The 19,478-nt window shown below is 58.1% G+C and carries 20 protein-coding genes; all 20 read right to left on the minus strand.

The features are described 5' to 3' along the window. Positions 1 to 3: 3 nt before the first annotated feature. Positions 4 to 543: a 50S ribosomal protein L5 gene (gene rplE / locus AACH39_RS09465; protein WP_215780533.1), complete on the minus strand. Its 540-nt coding sequence runs from the start codon at positions 541 to 543 to the stop codon at positions 4 to 6. A gap of 9 nt (positions 544 to 552) precedes the next feature. Then, positions 553 to 867, minus strand: a complete 315-nt coding sequence (rplX, locus tag AACH39_RS09470; RefSeq protein ID WP_215780530.1) for a 50S ribosomal protein L24 — start codon at positions 865 to 867, stop codon at positions 553 to 555. 9 nt (positions 868 to 876) lie between these two features. Further along, on the minus strand, positions 877 to 1,245 hold the full coding sequence (rplN, locus tag AACH39_RS09475; protein WP_215780528.1) for a 50S ribosomal protein L14: 369 nt from the start codon (positions 1,243 to 1,245) through the stop codon (positions 877 to 879). A gap of 211 nt (positions 1,246 to 1,456) precedes the next feature. Beyond that, complete coding sequence (rpsQ, locus tag AACH39_RS09480; protein WP_215780525.1) at positions 1,457 to 1,720, minus strand: 30S ribosomal protein S17; 264 nt, start codon at positions 1,718 to 1,720, stop codon at positions 1,457 to 1,459. 1 nt (position 1,721) lies between these two features. Next, positions 1,722 to 1,910: a 50S ribosomal protein L29 gene (gene rpmC / locus AACH39_RS09485; RefSeq protein ID WP_133679763.1), complete on the minus strand. Its 189-nt coding sequence runs from the start codon at positions 1,908 to 1,910 to the stop codon at positions 1,722 to 1,724. Beyond that, on the minus strand, positions 1,910 to 2,326 hold the full coding sequence (gene rplP, locus AACH39_RS09490; RefSeq protein WP_133679765.1) for a 50S ribosomal protein L16: 417 nt from the start codon (positions 2,324 to 2,326) through the stop codon (positions 1,910 to 1,912). Before rplP ends, rpmC begins: the two co-directional genes overlap by 1 nt. Continuing rightward, complete coding sequence (rpsC, locus tag AACH39_RS09495) at positions 2,310 to 3,014, minus strand: 30S ribosomal protein S3 (protein WP_215780522.1); 705 nt, start codon at positions 3,012 to 3,014, stop codon at positions 2,310 to 2,312. The genes rplP and rpsC overlap by 17 nt, the downstream gene beginning before the upstream one ends. A 10-nt stretch (positions 3,015 to 3,024) precedes the next feature. Then, positions 3,025 to 3,354, minus strand: a complete 330-nt coding sequence (gene rplV, locus AACH39_RS09500; RefSeq protein WP_215780520.1) for a 50S ribosomal protein L22 — start codon at positions 3,352 to 3,354, stop codon at positions 3,025 to 3,027. Positions 3,355 to 3,363: 9 nt separating this feature from the next. Further along, the gene (rpsS, locus tag AACH39_RS09505; RefSeq protein ID WP_133679771.1) at positions 3,364 to 3,642 is read right to left on the minus strand and encodes a 30S ribosomal protein S19; all 279 of its coding nucleotides are present in this window, start codon (positions 3,640 to 3,642) and stop codon (positions 3,364 to 3,366) included. A gap of 7 nt (positions 3,643 to 3,649) precedes the next feature. After that, positions 3,650 to 4,483 carry a 50S ribosomal protein L2 gene (rplB, locus tag AACH39_RS09510; protein WP_215780518.1) on the minus strand — a complete coding sequence of 278 codons (834 nt, stop codon included), beginning with the start codon at positions 4,481 to 4,483 and terminating at the stop codon, positions 3,650 to 3,652. Between the two features lie 11 nt (positions 4,484 to 4,494). Beyond that, a complete protein-coding gene (gene rplW, locus AACH39_RS09515) occupies positions 4,495 to 4,803 on the minus strand; it encodes a 50S ribosomal protein L23 (RefSeq protein ID WP_215780516.1) in 309 nt (102 codons plus the stop codon). Next, positions 4,794 to 5,414, minus strand: a complete 621-nt coding sequence (rplD, locus tag AACH39_RS09520) for a 50S ribosomal protein L4 (RefSeq protein ID WP_215782626.1) — start codon at positions 5,412 to 5,414, stop codon at positions 4,794 to 4,796. The genes rplW and rplD overlap by 10 nt, the downstream gene beginning before the upstream one ends. After that, entirely contained in the window at positions 5,414 to 6,058 is a 645-nt protein-coding gene (rplC, locus tag AACH39_RS09525) for a 50S ribosomal protein L3 (protein WP_338619761.1), read from the minus strand. The genes rplD and rplC overlap by 1 nt, the downstream gene beginning before the upstream one ends. 143 nt (positions 6,059 to 6,201) lie before the next feature. Continuing rightward, positions 6,202 to 6,513 (minus strand): 30S ribosomal protein S10, encoded by a 312-nt coding sequence (gene rpsJ, locus AACH39_RS09530; RefSeq protein WP_133679779.1) that lies wholly within the window; start codon positions 6,511 to 6,513, stop codon positions 6,202 to 6,204. 13 nt (positions 6,514 to 6,526) lie between these two features. Further along, the gene (tuf, locus tag AACH39_RS09535) at positions 6,527 to 7,717 is read right to left on the minus strand and encodes an elongation factor Tu (RefSeq protein WP_215780495.1); all 1,191 of its coding nucleotides are present in this window, start codon (positions 7,715 to 7,717) and stop codon (positions 6,527 to 6,529) included. A 69-nt stretch (positions 7,718 to 7,786) separates the two neighbouring features. Then, entirely contained in the window at positions 7,787 to 9,883 is a 2,097-nt protein-coding gene (gene fusA / locus AACH39_RS09540) for an elongation factor G (protein ID WP_215780512.1), read from the minus strand. Between the two features lie 27 nt (positions 9,884 to 9,910). Beyond that, entirely contained in the window at positions 9,911 to 10,381 is a 471-nt protein-coding gene (gene rpsG / locus AACH39_RS09545) for a 30S ribosomal protein S7 (RefSeq protein ID WP_215780510.1), read from the minus strand. 107 nt (positions 10,382 to 10,488) lie between these two features. After that, positions 10,489 to 10,860, minus strand: a complete 372-nt coding sequence (gene rpsL / locus AACH39_RS09550) for a 30S ribosomal protein S12 (protein WP_215780509.1) — start codon at positions 10,858 to 10,860, stop codon at positions 10,489 to 10,491. 166 nt (positions 10,861 to 11,026) lie between these two features. Continuing rightward, positions 11,027 to 15,220: a DNA-directed RNA polymerase subunit beta' gene (rpoC, locus tag AACH39_RS09555; RefSeq protein WP_215780508.1), complete on the minus strand. Its 4,194-nt coding sequence runs from the start codon at positions 15,218 to 15,220 to the stop codon at positions 11,027 to 11,029. Positions 15,221 to 15,271: 51 nt separating this feature from the next. After that, the gene (gene rpoB / locus AACH39_RS09560; protein WP_215780507.1) at positions 15,272 to 19,447 is read right to left on the minus strand and encodes a DNA-directed RNA polymerase subunit beta; all 4,176 of its coding nucleotides are present in this window, start codon (positions 19,445 to 19,447) and stop codon (positions 15,272 to 15,274) included. Positions 19,448 to 19,478 lie beyond the last annotated feature (31 nt).

Below are 19,478 nucleotides of genomic sequence, written 5' to 3' on the forward strand. Positions count from 1 at the left end.
TGCTTAACCCTTGAACGGGAACTTGAAAGCTGCCAGCAGTGCGCGGGCCTCTTCGTCAGTTTTCGCCGTAGTGGTAATGGTGATGTTCATACCGCGCAAAGCATCAATCTTGTCGTACTCGATTTCCGGGAAGATGATTTGCTCGCGCACACCCATGTTGAAGTTGCCGCGGCCGTCGAAAGACTTGGCGGAAACACCACGGAAGTCGCGTACGCGCGGCAGCGCGATGGTAACCAGGCGGTCGAAGAACTCGTACATCCGTTCGCGGCGCAGGGTAACCTTGCAGCCGATCGGATAATGATCACGGATCTTGAAGCCTGCGATCGATTTGCGAGCGGTGGTCACGACCGGCTTTTGGCCAGCCAGCTTTTCCATATCGCCCACAGCGTGTTCCATCACCTTCTTGTCGGCTACCGCTTCACCGACACCCATGTTCAGGGTGATCTTCTCGATGCGCGGAACTTCCATAACCGACTTGTAGCCGAACTGTTTCATCAGATCCGGCACTACGGTGTCTTTGTAGAAATCGTAGAGACGTGCCATGTTGACTCCTTACGCCCCGATGACTTCGCCGGAAGACTTGAACACGCGTACCTTGCGGCCGTCTTCAAGAACCTTGAAGCCTACGCGGTCAGCCTTTTGGCTAGCCGGATTGAAAATAGCCACGTTGGACACGGCGATCGGCATGGTCTTTTCGACAATACCGCCGGCGATCCCACGGATCGGGTTCGGCTTTTGATGCTTCTTGGCAACGTTAACGCCTTCTACGACGAGCTTTTCGTCCAGGACGCGCAACACGGTACCACGCTTGCCTTTGTCTTTGCCGGTGATTACTACGACTTCATCACCCTTGCGAATTTTGCGCATGTGTTCTCCTTACAGCACTTCAGGAGCCAGCGAAACGATCTTCATGAAGCGTTCGGTACGCAGTTCACGCGTTACCGGCCCGAAGATGCGAGTGCCGATCGGCTCAAGCTTGGTGTTGAGCAACACAGCCGCATTGCCGTCGAATTTGATCAACGAGCCATCGGCACGACGCACACCCTTGGCAGTGCGTACAACGACAGCGTTGTATACATCGCCTTTCTTGACGCGTCCGCGCGGAGCGGCATCCTTGATGCTCACCTTGATGATGTCGCCAACTGCTGCGTAGCGACGCTTGGAGCCGCCCAACACTTTGATGCACATAACAGAGCGCGCACCAGTGTTGTCTGCGACCTCAAGAATGGTCTGCATTTGGATCATTTATGATTACCTTTCTATCCAACTTATCCCGTCACTTTCATCCGTGATTACGCAGCCTATTGCCGCCAGACCACGATCACAGACGAAACGCCGCAGATGACTCTGCGGCGTATCAAACGGCCAGTTTTGGACCCCGTAAGGGCAGAGTCCTGCCAAAACGGTGGCAGGAAAACGGCCATTGTACAGAGGAGTTACCCCCTCTGCAAGCTTTTTACACTTGACGAGATTTCTCGACCAGTGCAGTTACCACCCACGACTTGGTCTTCGAGAGGGGACGGGACTCGCTGATGACTACGATATCGCCGGCCTTGAACTCGTTGTTCTCATCGTGTGCATGGAACTTTTTGGAAAGACGGACAATCTTGCCGTAGATCGGGTGCTTAACCTTGCGCTCGACCAGAACGGTTACGGTCTTGTCCATCTTGTCGCTGACCACCTTGCCGGTCAGCGTACGTACCACTTTGGTTTCGCTCATCTTAAGCAGCCTTCTCTTTCAGAATGGTGCGTACACGAGCTACATCGCGGCGCACTTTCTTCAGTTCACTGTTCTTGGCGAGCTGCTGGGTGGCGTGCTGCATGCGCAGCGCAAACTGGGCCTTCAGAAGGCTCAGCAGTTCGGCCTTCAGCTCGTCCACGCTTTTCGCTCTCAGTTCGGACGCTTTCATTACTGACCTACCTGTCTAATTACAAATACAGTCGGGATCGGCAACTTGGCTGCGGCCAGACGGAAAGCTTCGCGAGCGAGTTCCTCGGAAACACCATCCATTTCGTACAGCATCTTGCCAGGCTGAATTTCCGCAACGTAGTATTCCGGGCTACCCTTACCATTACCCATACGTACTTCTGCAGGCTTGGAGGTAATCGGCTTGTCCGGGAAAATACGAATCCAGATGCGGCCACCACGCTTAATGTGACGGGTCATCGCACGACGGGCGGCTTCGATCTGACGTGCAGTCAGACGACCACGGCCCAGCGCCTTCAGACCAAAATCACCAAAGCTCACCTTGTTGCCACGGGTGGCGATACCGGTGTTGCGGCCTTTTTGCTGTTTACGGTACTTGAGTCTAGTTGGCTGCAGCATTGCGAGCGCCCTTTCTCACTTTCTTTTCAGGAGCAGCAGGAGCAGCGGCCTGTACTTGGCCCGGCTTCAGCTCACCCTTGTAGATCCACACCTTGATACCAATGATGCCGTAAGTGGTCTTGGCTTCAGAGGTAGCGTACTCAACATCGGCACGCAGGGTGTGCAGCGGAACGCGGCCTTCACGGTACCATTCGCTACGAGCGATATCGATACCATTCAGACGGCCGGAGCTCATGATCTTGATGCCCAGGGCGCCCATGCGCATTGCATTTTGCATGGAACGCTTCATGGCGCGACGGAACATCACGCGCTTTTCCAGCTGCGAGGCGATACCATCGGCAATGATTTGTGCATCCAGTTCCGGCTTGCGAACTTCTTCAATGTTCACATGCACCGGAACGCCCAGACGCTTTTGCAGTTCAGCCTTCAGAACTTCGATGTCCTCACCCTTCTTGCCAATCACGACACCCGGACGGGCGCTGTGAATGGTGATACGGGCGGACTTGGCCGGACGCTCGATGGTCACGCGACCAACCGAAGCGTGCGCCAGGCGCTTCTTCAGGAACTCACGGACTTCGATGTCTTGCTTCAGCATGCCAGGGAAATTGGCGCTGTTGGCAAACCACTTCGAAGACCAGTTTTTGGTGACGGCAAGACGGAATCCCGTCGGATGAATCTTCTGACCCATTTCTTACCCCTTAATTGCCCACGGTCAACATGATGTGGCAAGTCTGCTTTTCGATCTTGTTGCCACGACCTTTAGCACGTGCCGTGAAACGCTTCAGGCTCGGGCCCTTGTCAACGTAGATGGTCTCCACCTTCAGGGTGTCGATGTCAGCACCTTCGTTGTGCTCAGCGTTGGCGATTGCCGACTCCAGCAGCTTCTTGACCAGACCGGCGCCCTTCTTGGGGCAGAAGGTCAAAATGTTCAGCGCCTCTTCGACGGACTTGCCGCGAACGAGGTCAGCCACCAGACGGCCCTTCTGTGCCGACAGGCGAACGCTCTTCAGATATGCAGATACTCTCATCGCTTCACCTTACTTCTTCTTCGCCTTCTTATCGGCCGCGTGGCCTTTGAAGGTACGAGTCAGCGAGAATTCGCCCAGTTTGTGGCCGACCATGTTTTCAGAAACATAGACCGGGACGTGGGTACGACCGTTGTGCACAGCGATGGTCAGACCAATGAAGTCCGGCAGAATGGTCGAACGGCGAGACCAAGTCTTAATCGGACGCTTGTCACTGGTCGCACGCGCCGCGTCCACCTTCTTCAGAAGGTGAAGATCAACAAACGGGCCCTTTTTTTGCGAACGTGCCATATGTCAATTACCCTTTAGTGGAATAGCGGCGGCGTACGATCATGTTGTCGGTACGCTTGTTGCGACGAGTACGGTAACCCTTGGTCGGCGTGCCCCATGGGCTAACCGGTACACGACCTTCGCCGGTCTTACCTTCACCACCACCGTGCGGGTGATCGATCGGGTTCATGACCACACCACGGACGGTCGGACGGATACCGCGCCAGCGGTTCGCGCCGGCCTTGCCGATCTTGCGCAGGTTGTGCTCTTCGTTACCAACTTCGCCAACGGTCGCGCGGCAATCAACATGGACCTTGCGGATTTCACCGGAACGCAGACGCAGCTGGGCGTAAACGCCTTCACGTGCGAGCAGCATGGCGGAGGAACCAGCGGAACGCGCCATTTGCGCGCCACGGCCAGGTTGCAGTTCCACGCAGTGAATCGTGGTACCCACCGGGATATTGCGGATCGGCAGCGCGTTGCCGGCCTTGATCGGGGCTTCTGCGCCCGACAGCAGCTCGGCACCAACCTTCACACCACGCGGAGCGATGATGTAACGGCGTTCGCCATCGACATAGCACAGCAGGGCGATATGCGCGGTACGGTTCGGATCGTATTCGATACGTTCCACCTTGGCCGGAATACCATCCTTTTCGCGACGGAAGTCAACGATACGATAGTGTTGCTTGTGACCACCACCCTTGTGACGGGTCGTGATATGGCCGTTGTTGTTACGGCCACCGGTCGAGTTCTTCTTTTCGACCAGCGAAGCCAGCGGGGCGCCCTTGTGCAGGTCAGGGTGAACCACCTTGACGACTGCGCGACGGCCTGCCGATGTCGGTTTTACTTTTTGGATAGGCATGCTCTATCTCCTTACTCAGCAGCTGCGCCGGTCAGATCAAGTTCCTGACCTTGCACGAGGCTAACGTAAGCCTTTTTCCAGTCCTTGCGACGACCGGTCATGCGGCCAAAGCGCTTGACTTTGCCCTTGACATTCACGGTGGACACACCCTCAACCTTGACGTTAAACAGCAGTTCAACGGCAGCCTTGATTTCGGGCTTGGTCGCATCGCCAGCAACGCGGAATACCACTTGCTGGTTCTTCTCGGACACCATGGTGCTCTTTTCAGAAACAACCGGAGCAAGAATGACTTGCATCAGACGTTCTTGATTCATGCCCATTGCTCCTCAAGTTGCTTCACGGCGTCACGGGTGATCACGATCTTCTTGAAGCGCAGCAGGCTGTACGGATCAGCTTGCTGAGCCTCGATCACCAGCACGTTCGGCAGGTTGCGAGACGAGAGATAGAGGTTTTCGTCGAGTTCCTTGGTGATGAACAGGGCGTGTTCCAGGCCCATGGACTTCACCTTGCCAACGAATTCCTTGGTCTTCGGCGATTCAACCGTCAGGCTGTCAACCACGATCAGACGCTCGTCACGGACCAGCTGCGACAGAATCGCGGCCATGCCGGCACGGAACATCTTGCGGTTAACCTTCTGGCTGAAGTTTTCATCCGGCTTGTTCGGGAATGCACGGCCACCACCACGCCATACCGGCGAGGAAGTCGTACCGGAACGCGCGCGGCCGGTACCCTTTTGACGCCAGGGCTTGTGGGTGGTGTGCTTCACTTCGGCACGGGTCAGCTGAGCGCGGTTGGCGCTACGGGCATTTGCCAGGAACGCAGTCACGACCTGGTGAACCAGTGCTTCGTTGTATTCACGACCGAACAGGGACTCGGAAGCTTGCAGGCTGTCTTGAGCCTGACCTTGGGTATTGATTACTTTCAATTCCATCATGCACCCGCCTTCACGCTAGGACGTACGACCACGTCGCCGTTCTTGGCACCGGGTACAGCACCCTTGACCAGCAGCAGCTGACGCTCTACGTCAATACGGACAATTTCCAGGCACTGCATGGTGCTCTTGGTGTTGCCATATTGACCAGCCATGCGCTTACCCGGCAGTACGCGGCCCGGATCCTGCGCTTGACCGATGGAACCCGGCGAGTTGTGCGAGCGCGAGTTACCATGGGAGGCACGGTTGGAGGAGAAGTTGTGGCGCTTGATGGCACCGGAGAAGCCCTTACCCTTCGAGGTACCGGTTACATCAACCAGTTGACCTTCGGAGAAGATCTCGACGGTAATGGAATCACCAGCCTTGTAGCCAGCCAGCTGTTCAGCAGTCAGCGTGAATTCACCCATGCCACGACCGGCTTCAACGCCTGCCTTGGCAAAGTGACCAGCTGCCGACTTGTTCACGCGGTTAGCGCGACGCTCGCCGAAAGTGACTTGAATGGCGCTGTAGCCATCCACTTCGGGGGTTTTGATTTGCGTGACGCGATTAGCGGACATGTCCAGCACAGTTACCGGAATGGAAGCACCATCTTCGGCAAAAATGCGGGTCATGCCGACTTTGCGACCGACAAGACCTAAACTCATGTTTATTTCCTTTTGCAGGGCCGATTACGATTGACCGGCTTACAAAAACAATAGCGGACTCGCCAAAATGACGAGTCCGCTACTATATCACCAAAAATTCAAGCACCGCAAGCACTTAGCGTACTCGCGGGCTGGATTCGTGATTATTGCAACTTGATTTCCACATCCACACCGGCCGGCAGGTCCAGCTTCATCAGCGCGTCGACAGTCTTGTCGGTCGGGTCGATGATGTCCATCAGGCGCAGGTGGGTACGGATTTCCAGCTGGTCACGCGAGGTCTTGTTCACGTGCGGCGAACGCAGAACGTTGAAGCGCTCGATCTTGGTCGGCAGCGGAACCGGGCCCTTGACAACGGCGCCGGTGCGCTTGGCGGTTTCAACGATTTCTTCAGCCGAACGGTCGATCAGGTTGTAATCGAAAGCTTTCAGGCGGATACGGATCTTTTGGCTCTGCATGATAGCTTCCTGATTACTTGATGATCTTGGCTACAACGCCGGCGCCAACGGTACGGCCACCTTCGCGGATAGCGAAGCGCAGACCTTCTTCCATGGCGATCGGAGCGATCAGCGCAACGGTGATGCTGACGTTGTCGCCAGGCATAACCATTTCCACGCCTTCAGCCAGCGATACAGCACCGGTCACGTCCGTGGTACGGAAGTAGAACTGCGGGCGGTAGTTGGCGAAGAACGGGGTGTGACGGCCGCCTTCTTCCTTCGACAGAACGTAAACTTCAGCGGTGAAGTCGGTGTGCGGGGTGATGGAACCCGGCTTGGCCAGAACCTGACCACGCTCAACTTCTTCACGCTTGGTACCACGCAGCAGAACGCCGACGTTGTCACCAGCCTGACCCTGATCCAGCAGCTTGCGGAACATTTCCACGCCGGTGCAGGTGGTCTTGGCGGTAGCCTTGATACCAACGATTTCGATTTCTTCGCCGACCTTGACGATACCGCGCTCAACACGACCGGTCACAACGGTACCACGGCCGGAGATCGAGAACACGTCTTCGATCGGCAGCAGGAACGGCTTGTCGATGGCACGTTCCGGGGTCGGGATGTAGCTGTCCAGAGCATCAGCCAGACGGAAGATCGACGGTTCGCCGATTTCGGACTGGTCGCCTTCCAGCGCCTTCAGGGCCGAACCCTTGATGATCGGCAGATCATCGCCCGGGAAGTCGTAGGAAGACAGCAGATCGCGCACTTCCATTTCAACCAGTTCCAGCAGCTCTTCGTCGTCTACCATGTCGCACTTGTTCAGGTAAACGATGATGTACGGTACACCCACCTGGCGAGCCAGCAGGATGTGTTCGCGGGTTTGCGGCATCGGACCGTCAGCGGCCGAGCAAACCAGGATCGCGCCGTCCATCTGGGCAGCACCGGTAATCATGTTCTTCACGTAGTCGGCGTGGCCCGGGCAGTCTACGTGTGCGTAGTGGCGGGTCTCGGTTTCGTACTCAACGTGAGCGGTGTTGATGGTAATACCACGTGCCTTTTCTTCCGGCGCGCTGTCGATCTGGTCGTAACCCTTGGCTTCGCCACCGAACTTCTTCGACAGAATGGTGGTGATTGCTGCGGTCAGGGTGGTCTTGCCATGGTCAACGTGACCGATGGTGCCGACGTTTACGTGCGGTTTCGTCCGCTCAAACTTGCCTTTTGCCATTTTTGCAAAATCCTTAAATATAAAGAACAGTAGATCAGGGCGGGGCCCAGGGCCCCGCCACAGCGCGCATTACTTCTTGGCGTTCATGACGGCTTCAGCAACATGCTTCGGCGCTTCAGAGTAGTGCTTGAACTCCATGGAGTAGGTAGCACGACCCTGGGTAGCAGAACGCAGGTCGGTCGAGTAGCCGAACATTTCAGCCAACGGCACTTCGGCACGAATCTTCTTGCCGCCGATGCCATCATCATCCATGCCCTGAACGATACCGCGACGACGGTTCAGGTCACCCATCACGTCGCCCATGTACTCTTCCGGGGTTTCCACTTCAACAGCCATCATCGGTTCGAGGATGCACGGGCCGGCACGACGCATGGCTTCCTTGAAGGCCAGCGAGCCGGCCAGTTCGAAGGCGATCTGCGACGAGTCGACATCGTGGTACGAACCGAAGGTCAGGCGAACGGTCACATCGACGACCGGGAAGCCGGCGAGAATACCGTTGTTGAGGGTGTTCTGGATACCCTTGTCCACCGACGGGATGAATTCGCGCGGAATCACGCCACCCTTGATTTCGTCGATGAACTGGTAACCCTTGCCTTCGCCCGACGGTTCCAGCGTGATCACGGCGTGACCGTACTGACCCTTACCACCCGACTGCTTGACGTGCTTGCCTTCCACGTCGGTCACGGTCTTGGTGATGGTTTCACGGTAGGCCACTTGCGGTGCGCCGACGTTGGCTTCTACGCCGAATTCACGGCGCATGCGGTCAACCAGAATTTCCAGGTGCAGTTCACCCATACCGGAAATAATGGTCTGGCCGGATTCTTCGTCGGTGCGTACGCGGAACGACGGGTCTTCCTTGGCCAGGCGGTTCAGGGCAACGCCCATCTTTTCCTGGTCAGCCTTGGTCTTCGGCTCAACGGCAACGTGAATCACCGGATCCGGGAACTCCATACGCTCGAGGATGATCTCGGCGTCAACGGCACACAGGGTTTCACCGGTGGTGACTTCCTTCAGGCCGATGGCAGCAGCGATGTCGCCAGCGCGGACTTCGTCGATTTCCTTACGGTCGTTGGCGTGCATCTGCACGATACGGCCGATACGTTCCTTCTTGCCCTTGACCGAGTTCAGCACGGTGTCGCCCGACTTCACCACGCCCGAGTAGACGCGGAAGAAGGTCAGCTGACCGACGTACGGGTCGTTCATCAGCTTGAACGCCAGCGCCGAGAACGGCTCGTCGTCCGAAGCGTGACGTTCGGCTTCAACGCCATCGGTTTCGCCCTTGATCGCCGGTACTTCGGTCGGCGACGGCAGCAGCTCGATCACGGCGTCCAGCATGCGCTGTACACCCTTGTTCTTGAACGCGGAGCCACACAGCATCGGCTGGATTTCGCACTTCAGAGTACGTTCGCGCAGACCCTTGACGATTTCCTCTTCAGAGAGCGTGCCCTCTTCCAGGTACTTGTTCATCATGTCTTCGTCGGCTTCGGCAGCTGCCTCAACCATCTTTTCGCGCCACTCTTCGGCAACGGCAACCAGGTCGGCCGGGATTTCACCGTATTCGAACTTCATGCCTTGCGAGGCCTCATCCCAGATGATGGCCTTCATCTTCAGCAGGTCGACAACACCGGTGAAGCCGTCTTCTGCGCCGATAGGCACAACGATAGGCACCGGATTGCCGCGCAGGCGGGTCTTCACTTGCTCAACCGCACGGAAGAAGTTGGCACCCTGACGGTCCATCTTGTTCACGAAGGCGATGCGCGGAACGTGGTACTTGTTCGCCTGACGCCATACGGTTTCGGATTGCGGCTGAACGCCACCCACCGCGCAGTAAACCATTACCGCGCCGTCAAGGACACGCATGGAACGTTCAACTTCGATGGTGAAGTCAACGTGTCCGGGGGTGTCGATGATGTTGAAGCGGTGTTCCGGGAACTGCATCCCCATACCCTTCCAGAAGGTAGTGGTTGCAGCGGAAGTAATGGTAATACCGCGTTCCTGCTCCTGCTCCATCCAGTCCATGGTGGCAGCGCCGTCGTGAACTTCACCAATCTTGTGGTTCACACCGGTGTAATACAGGATGCGTTCGGTAGTAGTGGTCTTACCGGCATCAATGTGAGCGCTGATACCAATGTTACGGTAGCGCTCGATAGGGGTTTTCCTAGCCACGGCCTTAACCTTTATGGTTAGTTGAATTTAGAAGCGGAAATGCGAGAAGGCCTTGTTGGCTTCTGCCATGCGGTGTACTTCTTCGCGCTTCTTCATTGCGCCGCCACGGCCTTCGGCTGCATCCAGCAGCTCGCCTGCCAGACGCAGGTCCATGGACTTCTCGCCACGCTTGCGCGCAGCATCGCGCAGCCAGCGCATGGCCAGAGCCATACGACGGGACGGGCGTACTTCAACAGGAACTTGATAGTTGGCACCACCAACACGGCGGCTCTTTACTTCGACAACCGGCTTGGCGTTCGAGATGGCAGTGTTGAACACTTCCAGGGCGTTTTTGCCGGTCTTCTTCTCGATCTGTTCCAGGGCACCGTAGATGATGCGTTCTGCAACAGACTTCTTGCCGTCAATCATGACGACGTTCATGAACTTGGACAGGTCCTGGCTACCGAACTTCGGATCCGGCAGGATCTCGCGTTTCGGGACTTCTCTGCGTCTTGGCATTTCGATTCCTTCAATCTATTCAGTTGAGCTTCGCGCTCATGGCGCCCATGTTGGAGCGACCACTTACTCGACGACACAAGGCCGCCGTTGCAGCTACCGCCAGCGACTTACTTAGGACGCTTGGCACCGTACTTCGAACGGGACTGCTTACGATCCTTGACGCCTGCGGTATCCAGGGAGCCACGGACGGTGTGGTAACGCACACCCGGCAAGTCCTTAACACGACCGCCGCGGATCAGTACCACGGAGTGCTCTTGCAGGTTGTGGCCTTCACCGCCGATATACGAAATCACTTCGAAACCGTTGGTCAGACGTACCTTGCACACCTTACGCAGTGCCGAGTTCGGCTTCTTCGGGGTGGTGGTGTATACGCGGGTGCACACGCCACGCTTCTGCGGGCAGGCCTCCAGCGCAGGCACCTTGCTCTTCGCCTTTTCGGCGAGACGGCCCTTGCGGACCAGTTGGTTGATGGTTGGCATTACTCTCAGTTCCTAGTTGAGTTCCTCACAACGGCAACACGCCGCCATGAAAGAGGGTGGATTATATTTTAGTCAACAACCCACCGTCAATGGAAAACACGCTGCCATTCAACGGTTTAGCGTTGAATGGGCAGCGTTGTTTTCTAAAACCACAAAAAACCGGGTTTTATTCGTTGCTTTCCAGGCTGGTTTGCGGCGTTTCCAGCGACATCGCGTCAGCAAACAGATCTTGCGAATCCGGGTTGCGACGACGGTTGCGGTGGTAAGCCAGGCCGGTACCAGCCGGGATCAGACGACCGACGATCACGTTTTCCTTCAGACCACGCAGATCGTCCTTCTTGCCCATGATGGCCGCTTCGGTCAGAACTCGGGTGGTTTCCTGGAAGGAAGCCGCCGAGATGAACGAGTCGGTGGACAGCGACGCCTTGGTAATACCCAGCAGTACGTTTTCGTACTGAGCCGGTTCCTTGCCGTCGGCCAGCATGCGGTCGTTGGTTTCCAGCACTTCAGCACGTTCTACCTGTTCACCCTGGATGAACTCGGTCGAGCCGGAATCGGTGATGATCACACGGCGCAGCATCTGGCGGATGATCACTTCGATGTGCTTGTCGTTAATCTTCACACCTTGCAGTCGGTACACTTCCTGTACTTCCTGCACGATGTAGCGCGCCAGCGCTTCGATACCCTGCAGACGCAGAATGTCGTGCGGATCAACGGCACCGTCGACAATCAATTCGCCGCGGTTGACCACCTGACCGTCGTGCACGAGAACGTGCTTGTCCTTCGGAATCAGGTTTTCAAAGGTATTGCCGTCCAGATCAGTAATGATCAGACGTTGCTTGCCCTTGGTGTCCTTGCCGAACGATACGGTACCGGTGACTTCGGCCAGCATACCGGCGTCCTTCGGCGAGCGGGCTTCGAACAGCTCGGCCACGCGCGGCAGACCACCGGTAATGTCGCGGGTCTTGGTGGTTTCTTGCGGAATACGCGCCAGAACCTCACCCTTGCCGACTTCCTGACCATCCTTGACGGTAATGATGGCGCCGACCTGGAAGGTGATGGACACCGAAGCATCCGAACCGGCCAGTTTGACTTCCAGACCATTCTCGTCCAGCAGCTTGACCAACGGACGCAGCAGCTTGGATTGCGAACCGGCGCGACGTTTCGGGTCGATGACCACCAGCGTCGACAGACCGGTCACTTCGTCCACCTGCTTGGCGACCGTGGTGCCTTCTTCCACGTTTTCGAACTTCACGCGGCCGGCGTACTCGGTAATGATCGGACGGGTATGCGGGTCCCAGGTCGCCAGCACGTGACCAGCCTTGATGACCAGGCCATCGGTTACCAGCAGGGTCGCACCGTACGGTACCTTGTGACGTTCGCGCTCGCGGCCGATATCGTCATGGATCACCACTTCACCGGAACGGGTGATCACGATCAGCTCGCCCTTGGTGTTGGTGACATAACGCATCTGGCTGGAGAAGCGTACGGTACCGTTCGACTTGGCTTCCACCTGGCTGGCAGCAGCGTTACGCGATGCGGCACCACCGATGTGGAAGGTACGCATGGTCAGCTGGGTACCCGGCTCACCGATCGACTGGGCAGCGATGACACCGACTGCTTCACCGGCATTGACTTCCTTGCCTCGGCCCAGATCGCGGCCGTAGCACTTGGCGCACAGACCGTAGCGCGTGTCGCAGGTGATCGGGGTGCGAACCTTGACTTCGTCGATACCCAGGTTGTCGACCATGTCAACCAGATGCTCGTCCAGCAGCGTGCCGGCTTCGATCACGGTTTCGCCGCTCGACGGATCAATCACGTCCACCGCAGCCACGCGACCCAGAATACGGTCACGCAGGGCTTCGATCACGTCACCACCCTGCAGGACGGCCTTCATGGTGAAGCCGTTGGTGGTGCCGCAATCGTCCTGGATCACGACCAGATCCTGCGTCACGTCGACCAGACGACGGGTCAGGTAACCGGAGTTTGCCGTCTTCAACGCGGTATCCGCCAGACCCTTACGGGCACCGTGGGTCGAGATGAAGTACTGCAATACCGTCAGACCTTCGCGGAAGTTCGAGGTAATCGGGGTCTCGATAATCGAGCCGTCCGGCTTGGCCATCAGGCCCCGCATACCGGCCAGCTGCTTGATCTGAGCCACCGAGCCCCGGGCACCGGAGTCGGCCATCATGTAAATCGAGTTGAACGATTCCTGGTCGACTTCCTTGCCGTCGCGATCCAGCACCTTCTGCTTGGACAGCTCGTCCATCATCGCCTTGGCGACCTTGTCACCGGTGCGACCCCAGATATCGACCACCTTGTTATAGCGTTCGCCCTGGGTCACCAGACCCTGGCGATACTGCTCTTCGATTTCCTTGACTTCCTTGTGCGCCTCGGCGAGCAGATCGGTCTTCTTGGTCGGCACGAGCATGTCGTCGACGCAGATCGAGATACCGCCGCGGGTGGAGAAGGCGAAACCGGTGTACATCAGCTGGTCGGCAAAGATCACCGTGTCGCGGATGCCGCAACGACGGAACGATGCATTGATCAGCTTGGAGATTTCCTTCTTCTTCAGCGCCTTGTTGATGTGCTCGAAGCCCAGGCCCTTCGGCAGGATGTCGGACAGCAGCGCACGACCCACGGTGGTCTCGTAACGCTTGATGACCGGCTGGAACTCGCCTTGCTCGTCCTTTTCCCATTCCTTCAGGCGGACGGTGATGCGGGTGGCCAGTTCGACCTGACGGGTTTCGTAGGCGCGATGCACTTCCTTGGTGTCGGCAAATACCATGCCTTCACCCTTGCCATTCACGCGGTCGCGGGTCATGTAGTACAGACCCAGCACGATATCCTGCGACGGCACGATGATCGGCTCGCCGTTGGCTGGCGACAGCACGTTGTTGGTGGCCAGCATCAGGGTACGGGCTTCCATCTGCGCTTCCAGCGACAGCGGCACGTGAACAGCCATCTGGTCACCGTCAAAGTCGGCGTTGAATGCCGCGCAGACCAGCGGATGCAGCTGGATGGCCTTGCCTTCGATCAGCACCGGCTCAAAGGCCTGAATACCCAGACGGTGCAGGGTCGGGGCACGGTTGAGCAGGACCGGATGTTCGCGGATCACGTCTTCCAGGATGTCCCAGACTTCCGGCACTTCCTGCTCGACCAGCTTCTTGGCCGCCTTGATGGTGGACGCCAGGCCCATGACTTCCAGCTTGTGGAAGATGAACGGCTTGAACAGCTCCAGCGCCATCTTCTTCGGCAGACCGCACTGATGCAGACGCAGGGTCGGGCCCACGGTAATCACGGAACGGCCGGAGTAGTCGACGCGCTTACCCAGCAGGTTCTGACGGAAGCGACCGCCCTTACCCTTGATCATGTCGGCCAGCGACTTGAGCGGACGCTTGTTGGCGCCGGTCATGGCCTTGCCGCGACGACCGTTGTCCAGCAGCGAGTCCACCGACTCCTGCAGCATGCGCTTTTCGTTGCGCACGATGATGTCCGGCGCGCGCAGTTCCAGCAGGCGCTTCAGACGGTTGTTACGGTTGATCACGCGGCGATACAGATCGTTCAGATCCGAGGTCGCGAAACGACCACCATCCAGCGGTACCAGCGGACGCAGTTCCGGCGGCAGGACCGGCAGCACTTCCAGGATCATCCATTCCGGCTTCATGCCGGAACGCAGGAAGGCTTCCAGCACCTTCAGGCGCTTGGCAATCTTCTTGATCTTGGTGTCGGAACCGGTGCTTTCCAGTTCGCGGCGCAGGGTTTCAATCTCGCGTTCCAGGTCCAGGCTGCGCAGCAGTTCGCGCACGGCCTCGGCACCCATCATGGCCTTGAACTCTTCGCCGTACTGGTCTTCCTTGTCCAGGAAGTCTTCTTCGGACAGCAGCTGGCCACGGGTCAGCGGGGTCATGCCCGGGTCGGTCACGACGAAGCCTTCGAAGTACAGTACGCGTTCGATGTCGCGCAGGGTCATGTCGAGCACCATGCCCAGACGCGACGGCAGGCTCTTCAGGAACCAGATGTGCGCGGTCGGGCTGGCCAGCTCGATGTGGCCCATGCGTTCACGGCGAACCTTGGACAGCGTGACTTCCACGCCGCACTTTTCGCAGATCACGCCACGATGCTTCAGGCGCTTGTACTTGCCGCACAAGCATTCGTAATCCTTCACCGGCCCGAAGATGCGGGCGCAGAACAGGCCGTCACGTTCCGGCTTGAAGGTACGATAGTTGATGGTTTCGGGCTTCTTGACTTCACCGTAGGACCAGGAACGGATCTTGTCCGGTGAGGCGATGCCGATCTTAATCGCATCAAACTCTTCTTCTTGCGTCACCTGCTTAAAGAGGTCGAGCAGTGCTTTCATTGCGTCTCCAGTCAGGGGGCCGGCGCGGCGAGTGCCGCACCGGCGCGCCTATCAATAACGTTCCAGGTCGATGTCCAGGCCAAGCGAGCGGATTTCCTTCACCAACACGTTGAAGGACTCCGGCATGCCGGCGTCGATCTTGTGCTCGCCCTTGACAATGTTTTCGTACACCTTGGTACGGCCGGTCACGTCGTCGGACTTCACCGTCAGCATTTCCTGCAGGGTGTAGGCGGCGCCATAGGCTTCCAGTGCCCAGACTTCCATCTCACCGAAGCGCTGACCACCGAACTGTGCCTTACCACCCAGCGGCTGCTGGGTCACCAGCGAGTACGGGCCGGTCGAACGGGCGTGCATCTTGTCATCGACCAGGTGATGCAGCTTCAGGTAGTGCATCACGCCAACCGTGACCTTGCGGTCAAAGGCTTCGCCGGTACGGCCATCGTGCAGCGTCAGCTGGGTCTTGGAATCATTGAAGCCCAGTTGAGCCGTACGCGGATCTTCGTCCAGGTAGGCCAGGTTCAGCATGTGGCGGATTTCCGCTTCCTTGGCACCGTCGAACACCGGCGTGGCGAACGGCATACCCTTGCGCAGGTGGTCGGCCAGCATCAGGATTTCGTCGTCCGTCATGCTGTCGATCTGCTCCGGCTTGCCGGTTTCGTTGTACACGCGGGTCAGGTACTCGCGGATCTCGGCCACAGCGCGCTGACTCTTCAGCATGCCGTCGATGCGCTCACCGATACCCTTGGCGGCCCAGCCCAGATGCACTTCCAGAATCTGACCGATGTTCATACGCGACGGTACGCCCAGCGGGTTCAGCACGATGTCGACCGGGCGGCCATCGCCCATGAACGGCATGTCTTCCACCGGCAGGATGCGCGACACCACACCCTTGTTACCGTGACGACCGGCCATCTTGTCACCGGCCTGCAGGCGGCGCTTGACGGCCAGGTAGACCTTGACCATCTTCTGCACGCCCGGGGGCAGTTCGTCGCCCTGGGTGAGCTTGCGCTTCTTGTCTTCGAACTTGAGGTCGAATTCTTCACGCTTCTGCGCCAGGCTGTCCTTGATCAGTTCCAGCTGCTTGGCGATGTCTTCATCGCTCATGCGGATGTCGAACCAGTCGTGCTTGGCACCCAGGCTTTCCAGGTACTCGGCATCGATGATGGTGCCCTTGGCCAGACGCTTCGGACCGCCATTGGCCGGCTTGCCGGTGATCAGGCGTTCGATACGGCTGAAGGCATCGTTCTCGAAAATACGCAGCTGGTCATTCAGGTCCAGACGATAACGCTTCAGTTCGGCGTCGATGATCGACTGGGCACGCTTGTCGCGCTCGATGCCTTCACGGGTGAAGACCTGAACGTCGATCACGGTACCGGTCATGCCGGTCGGTACGCGCAGCGAGGTGTCCTTCACATCGGAGGCCTTCTCGCCGAAGATCGCACGCAGCAGCTTCTCTTCCGGCGTCAGCTGGGTTTCACCCTTCGGGGTGACCTTGCCGACCAGCACGTCACCGGCCTCGACCTCGGCGCCGATGTAAACGATACCGGACTCATCCAGACGGCCAGCCATGCGCTCGGACAGGTTCGGGATATCACGGGTGATTTCTTCCGGTCCCAGCTTGGTGTCACGGGCAACAACCGACAGTTCTTCGATATGGATCGAGGTGTAGCGGTCTTCTGCCACCACCTTTTCCGAGATCAGAATCGAGTCCTCGAAGTTGTAACCGTTCCACGGCATGAAGGCGATGGTCATGTTCTGACCCAGCGCCAGTTCGCCCAGGTCGGTCGACGCACCGTCAGCCACCACATCACCCTTGGCCAGCTTGTCGCCGACATGCACGACCGGGCGCTGGTTGATGTTGGTGTTCTGGTTGGAACGGGTGAACTTGGTCAGGTTGTAGATATCCACACCCACTTCACCAGCGGTGGCTTCGTCGTCATTGACGCGAATCACCACGCGGTTGGCGTCCACCAGATCGACCACGCCGCCACGGCGCGCCACGACGGTGGTACCCGAGTCGATGGCCACATCGCGCTCGATGCCGGTGCCGACATACGGCTTTTCCGGACGCAGGCACGGTACGGCCTGGCGCTGCATGTTGGCGCCCATCAAGGCACGGTTGGCGTCATCGTGTTCCAGGAACGGAATCAGCGAGGCAGCAACCGACACCACCTGACCGGTGGCCACGTCCATGTACTGTACGCGGTCCGGGGTGGACAGAATGGTTTCGCCCTTCTCACGGCAGGTCACCAGGTCGTCGATCAGACGGCCTTCTTCATCCAGCTCGGCGTTGGCCTGAGCGATGACGTAACGACCTTCCTCGATCGCGGACAGGTAATCGATCTCGCTGGTTACCTTGCCATCCACGACCTTGCGGTACGGGGTTTCCAGGAAGCCGAACTCGTTGGTGCGGGCATAAACCGACAGCGAGTTGATCAGGCCGATGTTCGGACCTTCAGGCGTTTCGATCGGGCACACGCGGCCGTAGTGGGTCGGGTGCACGTCGCGGACTTCGAAGCCTGCACGTTCGCGGGTCAGACCGCCCGGGCCCAGGGCCGAAACACGGCGCTTATGGGTAATTTCCGACAGCGGGTTGGTCTGGTCCATGAACTGCGACAACTGGCTGGAACCGAAGAATTCCTTGATCGCGGCCGATACCGGCTTGGCGTTGATCAGATCATGCGGCATCAGGTTGTCAGATTCAGCCTGGTTCAGGCGTTCCTTGACGGCGCGCTCGACACGCACCAGACCGGCACGGAACTGGTTCTCGGCCAATTCGCCCACCGAACGCACGCGACGGTTGCCCAGGTGATCGATGTCATCGACTTCGCCGCGACCGTTGCGCAGTTCGGTCAGGATGGCAATCACCGAGACGATGTCTTCGGTCGACAGGGTGCCGTCCATGATGTCGCGACGCGACGCGAACTTCTCGCCGATCAGGGTCTTGAACCACTCCGGCGTCTTGTCATCGAACTTGTACTGGTAGGTGCGCGAGCTGAACTTCATGCGACCCACGCGCGACAGATCGTAGGTTTCTTCGCTGAAGAACAGGCGCTGGAACAGTTGCTCGACGGCGTCTTCGGTCGGCGGTTCGCCAGGACGCATCATGCGATAGATCGCAACACGCGCCTGCAGGCGATCCTGGATGTCATCGACACGCAGGGTTTGCGAGATGTACGCCCCCTGATCCAGGTCGTTGGTGAACAGCACGTCGATTTCCGATGCTTCGGTCAGCGCCAGCTTGGCCAGGATTTCTTCCGAAATCTCTTCGTTGGCACGGGCGATCACTTCACCGGTATCGGTATTGACCACGGCGCGGGCCAGTACGCGGCCCAGCAGGGCATCGGCCGGCACTTCAACGCGGTCCAGCTCGGCGGTCTGGATGTCGCGGATGTGCTTGGCGGTGATGCGCTTGTCCTTAGCGACGATCAGCTTGCCGTCGGCACCGACCAGATCAAACTTGGCCACTTCGCCCTTCAGACGATCGGCCACCACCTTCATGAACACGCCGTTCTTGGTCAGGTAGAAGGTGTCGAAGCTGTAGAACTCGGACAGGATCTGCTCTTCGGTATAACCCAGGGCCTTGAGCAGGATGGTGACCGGCATCTTGCGACGACGGTCGATACGGAAGTACAGCAGGTCCTTCGGATCGAACTCGAAGTCGAGCCAGGAGCCGCGGTAGGGAATCACGCGAGCCGAGAACAGCAGCTTGCCCGAGGAGTGGGTTTTGCCGCGGTCGTGCTCGAAGAAGACGCCAGGCGAGCGATGCAGCTGGCTGACAATCACGCGCTCGGTACCGTTGATGATGAACGAACCGTTGGTGGTCATGAGCGGAATTTCACCCATGTACACTTCGTTTTCGCGCACTTCCTTCACCACCGGCTTGGAAGATTCTTTGTCAAAGATCGTCAGGCGGATACGGGCGCGCAACGGAGCAGCATAAGTAATGCCGCGCAGTTGACACTCCTGCATATCGAACGGAGGCTCGCCAAGAATGTAGTGTGCAAAGTCCAGACGGGCATAACCGTTGTGACTGGTGATCGGGAAGATCGACTTGAAGGCAGCCTGCAGACCAACATCCTTGCGCTGCTCTACCGGAGTACCCAGTTGAAGGAATTCGGTATACGAATCAATCTGGGTCGCCAACAGGAATGGGACATCGAGAACACTGGCACGTTTCGCAAAGCTCTTACGAATACGTTTCTTCTCAGTAAACGAATAACTCATAGAGTCTCCATCGAGGTGGGGTGGCGCAAGA

This window comes from Paludibacterium flexuosum, assembly GCF_037076605.1.
Lineage (GTDB): Bacteria > Pseudomonadota > Gammaproteobacteria > Burkholderiales > Chromobacteriaceae > Paludibacterium.